Raw genomic sequence first — 12927 nt, forward strand, 5'->3', positions numbered from 1 at the left:
CATATCTCTTTTTTTTTGCGAAAGATGAAGATATAAAAAAGTGGGAAATCCTGTATTGGAAATCCCACTTTAAAATATTTTATCGGACACTAATGTTTAGTTTTAATTATTAGCAAATTAGTGCAGACTTAGCATCTGCCTATACTGCTTCTCGTCTGGCTCGGTTTCTCGTAGAAACTCTACAAGGCCGTAATACATTTCATCGCTTTGGATATAGTCACGGCGGTTGTGCTGTATAATAGCGTCATAAACTGCTTGGCGTTTAAGCCGTAAAGCGTCTATGGCATCGTTTCCTTCGTCTTCTAAGGTGATGACGACTTTGTTGTTTTTGATTTTAATGGCCATCGGTAAAGGTTTTAAGGGTTAATGGGGTGGCTAACATCTCTCTGTCTGGTGAGGGTTCACGATTACAACAGCTTCTGCAGGTGATGAGCTTTTGTACTATGCGCTCACCTTCTATAAGCACTATGGCTTTGCGCTTCTCGTGGTGTACATGATCACATCTTAATGGTTGTGAATTGCTTTCAGTCCCGAAGTTTCGGGATTTACGTAATGATTTACAGCGTGCTGGTGGGCTTTCTATTTCAACCCCATGTTGTGAATTGCTTTCAGTCCCGAAGTTTCGGGATTTACGTAATGATTTACAGCTATGACAGAATGCATGCCAGAGTGTAGTCAGTTGTGAATTGCTTTCAGTCCCGAAGTTTCGGGATTTACGTAATGATTTACAGCAAATAGGTATAAAATCCGAAGTCTTTGCCTGTTGTGAATTGCTTTCAGATTTGTATTTTTACATGATGATTTACAGCAACCGGGGTTGTGATATTTTCCACCTCTACGTTGTGAATTGCTTTCAGATTTGTATTTTTACGTGATGATTTACAGCACGCGGTTTGCCTTGCTTAGATGCAAAGCCTGTTGTGAATTGCTTTCAGATTTGTATTTTTACGTGATGATTTACAGCAGATATGAGTGTTTTATTAACTGCTGTTGCGTTGTGAATTGCTTTCAGATTTGTATTTTTACGTGATGATTTACAGCAAAAAACGTGTGTATATAAAAAGAGAGTATGTTGTGAATTGCTTTCAGATTTGTATTTTTACGTAATGATTTACAGCAAAAGTTTTCCGTCTTGCTCACGTTCTATAGTTGTGAATTGCTTTCAGATTTGTATTTTTACGTAATGATTTACAGCAGTTATCTAATGGAGTTAATATATTTATTCGTTGTGAATTGCTTTCAGATTTGTATTTTTACGTAATGATTTACAGCTTGAAGGTAACGATAGAATATTGTTAATAAGTTGTGAATTGCTTTCAGATTTGTATTTTTACGTAATGATTTACAGCTTGTTGTATGTCTGGTGCGACTTTAAAGCAGTTGTGAATTGCTTTCAGATTTGTATTTTTACGTAATGATTTACAGCTCAAGCCTTTGCACTGTCTGCTGTTACTGCGTTGTGAATTGCTTTCAGATTTGTATTTTTACGTGATGATTTACAGCTGGATTTACGAAAGAGCGCACGAAATTTGGTTGTGAATTGCTTTCAGATTTGTATTTTTACGTGATGATTTACAGCTCGACTTTTTTAATTCCAGATTTAGCATCTGTTGTGAATTGCTTTCAGATTTGTATTTTTACGTGATGATTTACAGCTGATGCCGACGGACGAATTTATGAGCTTAAGTTGTGAATTGCTTTCAGATTTGTATTTTTACGTGATGATTTACAGCCAAACAATGCGCAGGGTAATAAGACCACTTGTTGTGAATTGCTTTCAGATTTGTATTTTTACGTGATGATTTACAGCGAAGCTATTGAAAAAGGAAAACAGCTTCTTGTTGTGAATTGCTTTCAGATTTGTATTTTTACGTGATGATTTACAGCAATTATGAACGCCGACCAAAACGGTATTGCGTTGTGAATTGCTTTCAGATTTGTATTTTTACGTGATGATTTACAGCTGATGAAAATGTTTTCACTCAAACAAAACCGTTGTGAATTGCTTTCAGATTTGTATTTTTACGTGATGATTTACAGCCCTGTATAGCATCGAATATTCTATTGACTTGTTGTGAATTGCTTTCAGATTTGTATTTTTACGTGATGATTTACAGCTGATGCCGACGGACGAATTTATGAGCTTAAGTTGTGAATTGCTTTCAGATTTGTATTTTTACGTGATGATTTACAGCACAAAAAAAGTAACAATAAGCCTTACTCCTGTTGTGAATTGCTTTCAGATTTGTATTTTTACGTGATGATTTACAGCTAAAAACGTTCAAATTAAAAATAATAAGGTGTTGTGAATTGCTTTCAGATTTGTATTTTTACGTGATGATTTACAGCTGATGTTTTTGGCGATTTGAAACGACCTTCGTTGTGAATTGCTTTCAGATTTGTATTTTTACGTGATGATTTACAGCATCAAGTGCTAATCTTGTAAACATTCAATAGTTGTGAATTGCTTTCAGATTTGTATTTTTACGTGATGATTTACAGCGTTTTTCGGTGCGTAGCTTTTTATTGGTGTGTTGTGAATTGCTTTCAGATTTGTATTTTTACGTGATGATTTACAGCGCACTTCGCCAGTAGTGTCGTCAAATACAGGTTGTGAATTGCTTTCAGATTTGTATTTTTACGTGATGATTTACAGCTTGCCAAACTTAAAGAAGTCAATACCACTAGTTGTGAATTGCTTTCAGATTTGTATTTTTACGTGATGATTTACAGCAAAACATAACTCACGCTATACGTAATACTAGTTGTGAATTGCTTTCAGATTTGTATTTTTACGTGATGATTTACAGCTATTGAAGAATATAACGAAGTTGCTAAATAGTTGTGAATTGCTTTCAGATTTGTATTTTTACGTGATGATTTACAGCTCTATATCAGCATTAGAGCATATCAACCCGTTGTGAATTGCTTTCAGATTTGTATTTTTACGTGATGATTTACAGCTGATTTTTATTATTCCTTTGTCTAATGTCTGTTGTGAATTGCTTTCAGATTTGTATTTTTACGTGATGATTTACAGCAGCATGAAAGAGCAGTGAACTACCCTCCCAGTTGTGAATTGCTTTCAGATTTGTATTTTTACGTGATGATTTACAGCAAATATCACTGCTTACAACATCATAGCTCGGTTGTGAATTGCTTTCAGATTTGTATTTTTACGTGATGATTTACAGCATGGTCTTCCTACGCCATTATATTCAACAAGTTGTGAATTGCTTTCAGATTTGTATTTTTACGTGATGATTTACAGCCGTATTAGGTATATACCTATATTTGTGGAGGTTGTGAATTGCTTTCAGATTTGTATTTTTACGTGATGATTTACAGCATACCTGTTATAATCAACTGGTATGCTGTTTTTTATATCTGATTTTAGAATTAAAAAAACAGACAACTAACGATACTTTACAATACAATCCTTTTAAAATTTTATTTTAAAATAGCTCCAATTGCTGGTCTGGTGGCTCGGGTTCTATCTCTTTTTTGCCGTGAAACAATTCAATCATTCCAAATTGTTTGTCCGTAATTTGCATCACGGCGACTTTTCCTTTTTTAGGTAAATTGTTTTTAGTGCGTTTGATATGCACAGCAGCATTTTCACGACTGGCACAAAATCTTGTATAAATAGAAAATTGAAACATCGCAAAACCGTCATCTAATAATGATTTTCTAAATCGAGTTGCAGCTGAGCGTTCTCGTTTGGTTTCGGTTGGCAAATCAAAAAATACAAGCACCCACATACAACGATATTGATTTAATCTTGAAAAGTTGTTTTCTTTCAATGTTTTATATTTAACCGAATTTTATTCTAAATGTCGCACAAATACTCCTTAAAATATACGTCGGCATTATACCTGTAGCACATTATTAATGGCATTATTAAGTCAAATTGGTATAACATAGCCCCTTTTGAGTGATTCGCTTTATTGAATCGTATTAAGACACCGTCTTTTCACACCAAGTCTGGTAACAACAATTTCCGTTTAGAACCTTCAAAGCAATCGTATAAGCTTTGCGTGGTTCTGCTCATAGCTACCATCAATGGGCTGTTTTTGCCATCTATCATCACGTCCATAGCGGGTATTCTTAACAATTCACTTTTTATAACTTTATTGAGTTCATCTAAACACGCTCCTGTTTCTACTAAATCATAAACCAAAATGTCAACAAAAGGGCGATAAGTTTCCATCACATCGTCAGCTAAAGCAAAGGCATTATATTTATTGTGATGAAAAATCCCTACAGATGGTAACATACCACTACTTACTATAGCTCTTGCCGCCACAGCTCTTAATATAGCGTAACCGTAATTCAATAAATTATTGGGTGGCATACCTTTTTGATTTCGGCTAAACTCATTGAGGTTAAAAATATGCTGAAAATAGTAGGCTGCTGCAATGGCTTCGTGATTTTCGGCATCACCACTTTTGACATGTGTTGCCCAACGTTCAAGCTTTAAGGCATTCTTTTGTCTTAACTTCAGATGCTTGGCTTGGTTGATGATTTTAGCTTTAATGCTTTGTTGCCATAACTGCTTTTTTAAAGGTATGCTGGCGTCCAACTGATGTTTGATGCGTTCAGTTTGTTGAGTATGCCCAACCAAAGGCTGTAAAATTGAACAAGGCAAATGTTGCTTATCACAAGTAATCACAGCAGTTTTATTTTGCACCAATTTCATCATCAGTCCATTGGTTAATGTGATTTGCGGATGCTCTAAAACCACATAGCCTAAATCTTCAATGGGAACATGTTTAGCACTTTTATCCTCTTCAGGAAAATTGACCACCAGTTGTTCATTTTGAGTACTGAGGTAGGCGGGATTGCTAAAGAAAAGGGTGCGTTTTATCATTTTTACGCTTTTGAAATATTACCTAATCTGTCTACTTTGAGTTTCCAACAAATTTTCTTTACTTGAGTTTGACCATCAAGCATATTTTGATTTTTATTTTGTTGGCTACCTAAGCCAAATTCATTTTGAATAAGTTCTTTTTCTGAAATATCTATATTATTACTCTCAGTTAATTCTTTAAAAATTTCTTTGTTCTTCTTTCCGTGAAATCTCCAGATAGGCTTTGAAACAGCATAAGGAACAAAGTTGGCTATATCTTCACTGCCATCAACATACTTATAAATTCTTTCCGTTTGCTCCTTTGGCAAATTATTAAAATCAACTTTCTCAGGAGTTTCAACCTCTTCATCTGTTGGCACATAAACTAAGTCCAACGGTGAGAGAGTAAATTTCCAATTGTATTCGTTTAATTTATCATCATAAATTTTATCGGGTAATGGGTTTAATCGTTTGGCTTTATCCTGCTTCAAAGTCTCAATTAACTCCATTAAACCAATATCCTTAAACTTCCTATCTCTTACTTCATTCCCATTGTCATCTTGATAAACTCGTTCATAAAAGCCGAGATAAAGATTGGAACCTGCGTCGTTTACGACATATTGTTTTGACTTTACAGATTCTTTATCCTCTTCGTTTAATGCTCTTTGATTTCCAAAACCTCGCGAAATTCTGACTTTTCGTATCGGAGCGTGGTTTTTGCCTCCGTTGAGTTTTTGAAGATTTTCAGATTTATTCATTTCTTCAATTTCCTCCGGGGTAAAAGCTATTTCGGAATGTTCTTTTATTTCGTTTTCATTTCTGAAATCTCTTTCAGCAACCTTCTCTACAAAGACATTAAGTTTTGAATAATCAGTTTTGTCGTATTTGTTTTTATTCTCTTTTAAATGTTCAATTAAGTCTTCAACAGATTGAAATTCATTTTCATCATCATTTATAATTGCCTCAAATTCTTGCCTTTCTAAAAGAGCATCAAAATAGACAAACGCTTCTTCAAACGGCAGTTCAACCGTATCATACTGTTTTAAATGGTTGAATAGGATTTTCTGAATACCCATATCAGTAATGGTTTTGATTTTATCACGATTAAATGATGTGTCTAAATCTTTTCGTATTACTATTTTTTCCTCTCCATTTATATTCTTCTTTCCGTAAAATGTGTCCTTTCCCAAACTTCTTCGGATTGACCAATTTTGCTGCTGTCCATTATCTGTATTCTGCTTTTCAAACTTATTTTTATTAGGTGTATTGTTATATCTGTTTACAGTTTTGTTGATTACCCGAAGATTTTGCTTGAACGTTACAATAGTATCTTGCAGTGCGGTCAAAACCATTTTTTTATAATCTTGTCCAAACGAATCGAACTCTTTATACAAGTATGCCTTTTCTAAAACAGAATCCCTACGGGAATTTTCGGCTCCTGTTTGACGGATTTCTCCCGGCAACATATAATACCAATTGTTTTCATCTTGTTCGTCATCTTTTTTCGTGAACTTGATTTTCCGTTTTAAGGTTTGACGGTATTTTTCAATGCGCTTTTGTTTTCCGTAATCTCCTGATTTGGCGTTGGCGTTGGCATTGATGTTATTGATATAATTCACGTGTTCTTCTGTACACAAAGCCACAACCAAGGCATCTAAAGCATGATGGCGGTGATCAATTCGTTTGATGTCGTAAGATTCATCCTTTTCACGAATACTTTCGTCAAGATTACAATCAAAATATTTTTGTCCGTTTTTAGAAACCTGCCATTCTCCAAATAAATTGGATTGGGTTAATTTATTTAATCGAATATATCTAGGTGAAACTAATTCAGTCCATACTTCATTCAATTTCCAAGCTCGTTTTAATAGGGTGGTTACTCTTCCAGTTACAGGAAGAACATTTTTAGATCGGAACTCTACTTCTCTTGGCTCTCTCACAATATGACTTAATAACTCCATTGCTTTTCGGGCAATGTGTCGGGCATTGTTCATCTGACTACTGGTAAATCCTTTCGGAATATCTTTGGAAAGAAGTATATATCTTTTTGTGCCTGAAAATTGTGTTTTTACAATTCCCACGTAGGTGTCATCATTAACTACTGAAACTTTTCTACTGTGGGCAACACAATAAATTTCTCGCTGTTTCGGATTGTTTATAAAATTCCGTCCGGTTTGGTCGCTCTTTAATTTATTGACTTCTCTTTCACAAACAACCTTATTGCTTAACGAATTATTGGTAACAGAAGCTTGCGGAAAAATGTGGTCAATATTGTATTTGTTACCGTCAAATAAATCGGTAAGTTTTATCATTAAATTGGTATAGGGCGATTTATACCCTTGCTCAATCCAAAGTTTATATTTCTCAAAATCTGCTTTGGTAATGTTCGTCTTTTTGAGAATGTCTTCAATGTCTTTTTTGTTATAGGACTTGTTATTAAAGAACTCTTTATCGGTGTTTTTTATGTATTCCGCCCCCTCTTCTATGATTTTTAATCGTTCAAAATGGTCTGAGTTTTTAGGATTGGCATTGTATGGATTTTGTGACAAAAAATCTTCCAACACCTGGCGGATTCGTTTGTTTTGAGCACGATTTCCAGACATTCTTTTGGATTCAGATTCTTTTTCTTTGGCGGATTTTTTTAATTCCCTACCTACTTCCAAATGAATACGGTCAAACAATTTTTTAGGACTATCAGAACCCTCTTCCTTTTCCCCATAATAATCCCAAATATCTGCGACAACCTGCATCATTTCCAACAATACTTTTTCGGCAACTGGATTGTTTAAAGAATGTTGTTTTAATTCTTGATGTAGTTGCTTTCTAATGTCATTAGGTGATGTCCAATATTTGGCTTGTGCCAATTCCGAATGACGACCGTAAACCAAATAAGAAGCTTGAGTCAGATTAAGTTTTATAAAGTCTTCTAACTTTTCAAAACTCTTAAACGTGTTGAACAATCCTTTTGGAAAGGGAATCTCTCCTTTTTGTAAATCGACATTTGTATTGACCACTTTGTTGTAGTCAATATTTTCTGCATTAAAATCAATTTCTTTTAGCTTTCGGAGTATTTCTTCTTTCCGTTTAGCAAGTTTTTCTTTCCAAATTAAATACCATTGCTCCGTTGACCATCGATCTGTTACTTTTGGTTCACTCAATCGAATTAACGGCAATAGTTTTTTCAATGCCTTTTCAGAATAAGCACAAAACCTTGATGCGAACTTTGGGTAGTTGGTAAAATCTTCAATAATTTTTTCTTTGATATCATCTGTAATTCCACTATCTTCTAAAAAGCGATCAAAAAACGTTTTAATGCTTTTGCTATTATTTTCTTTTCTCTCTTTATAATTAACGGAATACAGGTAATGCCAAAGTTCCTTTTCTTTTTCCAGTGTAAGAAAATCATTATATTCTTTAAACCCTCTTCTATTAAAACGAGTGGCAAAACTTACTCGGGTTTCGTTACCTTTTAGTTCTTCATCTTCGGGAAAATTCCAAGTATAATTGCTATCTTTTTTCTTGTAATCAATTTTATACTTCTTTTTACAATAAGCAAGAAATTGATCTTGACTTAAAGATTTACGATTGTTTAAATACTCAAAAATATCTTGGTAGTCTTTTTCACTTTTGAAGTACTCTTTCGTAACGTCCTGGTTAGTCAATTTCTTTCCATCTATTTCCTTTTCAAGCTGAATAAGTCGTAAATTGTGCAGTTTGTCCCAAATTCTGAATTCCTGAAAATAGGGATGGGAAGCAGAAATCACTTTCCTATAAATAGGCTCTGTTTTCACTTTTAATTCTCCTGTTTCTATGTCAACTTCTTCAATAGGAATGCCGTTTTTATCTTCAATCTTTTTCCAATAGCGTATCTCATATTTACAGTTGGCAATTTCTGACTTCTTGCTTTTTAAAGGTCTTTGGTATAGTAAAATATCTTCTACCAACAAATGTTGAATAGCGTTTTTGTTCTTTAGCAAAGCTTCTTGATGATTTTTATTTTTCGGATACAGAGTGTTCACGCATTGTTCAAAGACTTTTTTGTCTTCTAAATTTTTATGGAATTTCCTTTGGGTAGCAATAATTTGGTTGAGTTCCTCTCGATAAAAGTCTCTGTCCACCACCTGAAACATTCCTCCAATAATTTTTGTACGATTGCCAGTTTTGGCATCTTGTTTTAGAATACCGTAGATTCTTGTACTAATATATTTCTTCGGTTCTTTAGTATCTTCATTTATGTAGCCTTTTTCAAAATTAAAAGCCAATGCTTCCTTTTCTGTTTTCTTTTTCAGTAAAGTCCAATCACTTGAATTATCACTTAAATCCGGTTCTCTTAGTTTTCTCTCTTTTCCTTGCTGAGTTTTAAGCTCTCCATTATTATCATAAACTGTTTCTACAATATAGTCGTAGGACTTGTTAAGTGCATTTTTATATTTGAAAGTATAATTCTTCTTATGAGGTTTAATTTCTTCCCAGCCATTGTGATATTTCAAAGTATATTTATGTTTCCCATCAACTTTTTCATAATGAACATTCTTAATTTCCAAAGGATATATATCAACAACAGTAAACTCCGTTTTCTTATCATCAATATTTCCTTGTCTATCAACTTTTGAGGTTTTAATTAGTTCCTTTAAGTCATCTTTAAACGTCATTTGAATATCCGAATATTCATTGTAAACAAATTTGTCATTACCATCTAAATAAATTTCATAATACTGTTTACCTTTTGCATCAACTTTAGAAATTACTTCATTGACTCGTAAATCTAATTCTTCAATTATTTCATTTTCTTTTGTTGATATATCTTCAACTTCTGTTTTTTCATAACCTCGTTTTTGATTATAACTCAACAACACCCAAGCCAATTCCTCCAAACTAATTTCTTCAGAAAGGGCTTTTTGGCGTAAATAATACAAAGTCCAATCAAAAGGTATGCGATTGCCCTTTTTGTTTTTCACTCCTTTACATCCAATGTCATCAATCATTTCATTGTAAGAATCCATAAATAGAAATTCTGCTTTTTTCCCTTTTGGTTTAGGTAAGTAGGCTAATTTAGGTTCTGTATTCTTTTTAAATTGTCCACATTTTTCACCTTTTTTGGTCTTGAAATTAATTTCAATTTTATAATGTTTAGGCAGTGCATCAAGCAAATCAAGAATCAAATGTAATCTATCTCTCCTTAATAAATAGCGTTCATTCAAACGTCTCGGACCTCTTTTTTCAGTTCGTTGAGCTGCGGTACTTTTTATTTTTCCACTACTCTCAAAGTCTTTGATTTCACCTGCGTCCATTGGTAAAATTCGAGAACCTAATCCCATAATTTTTACAATTCCTTTGTCGTGGTCAATTTCAACCAGCGCCCATCCAATAGAGTTTGTCCCCAAATCCAATCCTAAAATCTTTTTCATAACTGTATTTATTATTAAATTTAACTTCTATATATATCCATAGCTTCATCAGCACTGCGTTGTGTCAAATCTGTTTTAAAAATATGATCTTGTTTTACCAAGAGTTTTGTTGTAATTTTTACAGCCAAAAATGCTTCATTATATCGCTCTAATTCCTCCATGTTTAATTTGCTGATATGAGCCTTAAGTTGAACACCATTATCTATCATATTGGCTATAACTATATTTTCAAAAGCAGGTATATATCCTATTTTATGTTCATTACAGCATATAGCTATGGCAAATCTATCGTGGATATTGTCTGATTCGCGTCGTAGATTTATTTCACTGTTTTTATTCAAGTTTGATTTTCTGATAGCTTCTATGTAATGTTTTGATCCTCTAATATAATTATCATAAATTATAATTTCATTTAGTTTATACAGTAAATCCTTGTTTTCTAAACCATTAATCATAAAAGAGCCACTCGCTACACTTGCCAATTTTAAAAATTCTTTTCTTTTCATTTATTTTTACTATATTTGGATTACAATTCTGAAGCAATTCACAATAAGGATTATTCCGTTGTGAAAACATTTAAAGTGGTTATACCTCGTGTATAATCACTTTTTTCTTATTCTAAATTTTAGAATAAATTTTTATTCCATAAAATAAGTTAAAAAAATTAACACCTGCAACTTTATAGTTGTTAAATCAGTTTTTATCCAATTAACACAACGCTTTTTAAAGAAAGTCAAAAAACTACCCGCTACCGACTACCGACTAAAAACCACCATAATGTTAACTTTAATGTTAATTAATTCACATTCGTAATATGATATATATCAGTGTTTTACAGTTTTAATGTAAAATTAATGTTACGTAATAGTAAATTATACGTAAATATATTGTATCTTTGTCCCATAACATTAAATGACAAGACGATGAGAACAATGATGATTATTGTAGCCTGCCTTTTTGGTGGAATGTTATTTGCACAAGAAAGCAATGTAGAATATTTCAAAAAAGGCGATTTAGTAAAAGGTATCTTTTACTATGACAACGGAGTGATTCAACAAGAAGGCACTTATAAAAATGGTAAACTTCACGGTCAGTGGATTGCCTATGATAGAGACGGCAAAAAAAATGCAGTCGCCTATTATCATAAAGGAAACAAAACCGGTAAATGGTTCTTTTGGCAAAAAGACAAATTGGTAGAAGTAGATTATAATAACAACGACATTGCTAATGTCACGACTTATAAAAACGAAACCATTTTTGCAAGTGAAAAATAGCAATCACTATTTCAAATTTATTCTAAATTAACCCGTGTCTAATGATGCGGGTTTTTTATTGCCTATTGAATAATTAGAGTTTAATATTAATTAACGTTTTAAAATGAGCATCCAGCAAAGTCGAGATGTGTGTATTTATCGACTTCGCTCGAACTTAAACATAACAGTATCACGAATTTTAAATCAAACCATGACGCCATTGGCAGTGTTTTTAAACCACTAAAAATCGTATCGAAAACTGATTTGACCGACCTAATTCCCTCACAAAACATTTCTTAAACATCAAGCATTCAAAAATATTGACTGCTTATACTCTATCCCATAATCGGTGTTTATCACTATTTTTGATGACCGATATCATTTATCTATCAAATTTGAGTAAGTAGTTTTGTATTATTTCGAACATAAACATAAACTTTAAAACATTTTATATATGAACACCATCACAGATTTGAAAACCACAATTCAAAACGCTCTAAAAAACAGCCTGTCTTATGAAGGCTTTAAAACTTTAGTCAGCAACTTAATCAACAAAGGTCAATCTACTGGACATACCCAAAATGAAGATATGCTCAATTATTCCAAATTGTCGATAAAACGCATAAAACGTTGGGATAAATCCTTTAAACTCTCTGAAAACGACATGGTTTTTTTTAAAAATCAATCAAAACCTATCACCTTTTTAGTCCTTGCTGAAAGTTGGTGTGGCGATGCTGCACATGCTTTACCTATTATCAATGCTATTGCTGAAGCTTCACCTCATATTGATCTTAAAGTTGTGCTAAGAGACGACAATGATGAGCTAATGCAAGAATTCTTAACCAACGGTGGCAAATCCATTCCTAAACTTATCGCACTTGACGATGAGAACAACGTCTTATTTACTTGGGGTCCAAGACCTACCGAAGCTACTGAAATGGTTAAAGCCTATAAAGACAAACACGGTCAACTCACAGATGAGCTTAAAGAAAACTTGCAAAAATGGTATAACAAAGACAAAGGCCAAGGCATTGTTAAAGACATCAAAGCCCAATTAGAGTCTATATAATTTAGTGCCAGTTTGATATAAATTCCAATAAAATATATTCATATAAAATACAGATACTTAATCATTTGTCTTGTCGATAGATTGAAGCATGAGCGACGAGACATCTCAGGTGGATGAAATTTCTCCTCATTCTTCGTTCGAAATGACAAAATTTGCTTACAAAAAGATGTAATCATCTGATTTACAACTTTCAATAAATCAAACTCACGTTAATTTAGTGCCAGTTCTATTTTTAGTATCAATAGTTTACACCTAAAGCCATCAAATTAAGTGATTTTTGGAGTAAAGCCTGATTCCGAAGTTTTGGAAATATCAAAATCAAGCTTGAGATAGACAATCTATTTGAGA

The 12927-nt window shown here is 33.2% G+C and carries 7 protein-coding genes and 1 CRISPR repeat array; of the genes, 2 read left to right on the forward strand and 5 right to left on the reverse strand.

Features of this window, described 5'->3' with window-relative positions; genetic code table 11:
• Positions 1-117 precede the first annotated feature (117 nt).
• From ACSSV5_RS11855 to ACSSV5_RS11875, 5 genes are all read right to left on the reverse strand, one after another.
• Positions 118-345 (reverse strand): hypothetical protein, encoded by a 228-nt coding sequence (locus tag ACSSV5_RS11855; protein WP_454246035.1) that lies wholly within the window; start codon positions 343-345, stop codon positions 118-120.
• A gap of 417 nt (positions 346-762) precedes the next feature.
• Positions 763-3349: a CRISPR direct-repeat array (repeat unit 47 nt; unit sequence GTTGTGAATTGCTTTCAGATTTGTATTTTTACGTGATGATTTACAGC).
• 106 nt (positions 3350-3455) lie between these two features.
• Positions 3456-3761: a CRISPR-associated endonuclease Cas2 gene (gene cas2 / locus ACSSV5_RS11860; protein WP_454246040.1), complete on the reverse strand. Its 306-nt coding sequence runs from the start codon at positions 3759-3761 to the stop codon at positions 3456-3458.
• 212 nt (positions 3762-3973) lie between these two features.
• On the reverse strand, positions 3974-4870 hold the full coding sequence (gene cas1 / locus ACSSV5_RS11865; RefSeq protein ID WP_454246036.1) for a type II CRISPR-associated endonuclease Cas1: 897 nt from the start codon (positions 4868-4870) through the stop codon (positions 3974-3976).
• Between the two features lie 2 nt (positions 4871-4872).
• Entirely contained in the window at positions 4873-10257 is a 5385-nt protein-coding gene (gene cas9 / locus ACSSV5_RS11870) for a type II CRISPR RNA-guided endonuclease Cas9 (protein WP_454246037.1), read from the reverse strand.
• A gap of 20 nt (positions 10258-10277) precedes the next feature.
• The gene (locus ACSSV5_RS11875) at positions 10278-10763 is read right to left on the reverse strand and encodes an HIRAN domain-containing protein (protein ID WP_454246038.1); all 486 of its coding nucleotides are present in this window, start codon (positions 10761-10763) and stop codon (positions 10278-10280) included.
• A gap of 417 nt (positions 10764-11180) precedes the next feature.
• Here ACSSV5_RS11875 and ACSSV5_RS11880 point away from each other — a divergent pair, with 417 nt between their 5' ends.
• Positions 11181-11531 carry a toxin-antitoxin system YwqK family antitoxin gene (locus ACSSV5_RS11880; protein WP_211064960.1) on the forward strand — a complete coding sequence of 117 codons (351 nt, stop codon included), beginning with the start codon at positions 11181-11183 and terminating at the stop codon, positions 11529-11531.
• Positions 11532-11964: 433 nt separating this feature from the next.
• Positions 11965-12579 (forward strand): thioredoxin family protein, encoded by a 615-nt coding sequence (locus ACSSV5_RS11885; RefSeq protein WP_454246039.1) that lies wholly within the window; start codon positions 11965-11967, stop codon positions 12577-12579.
• Positions 12580-12927: the final 348 nt, after the last annotated feature.

It is taken from the genome of Psychroflexus sp. MBR-150 (assembly GCF_053628795.1).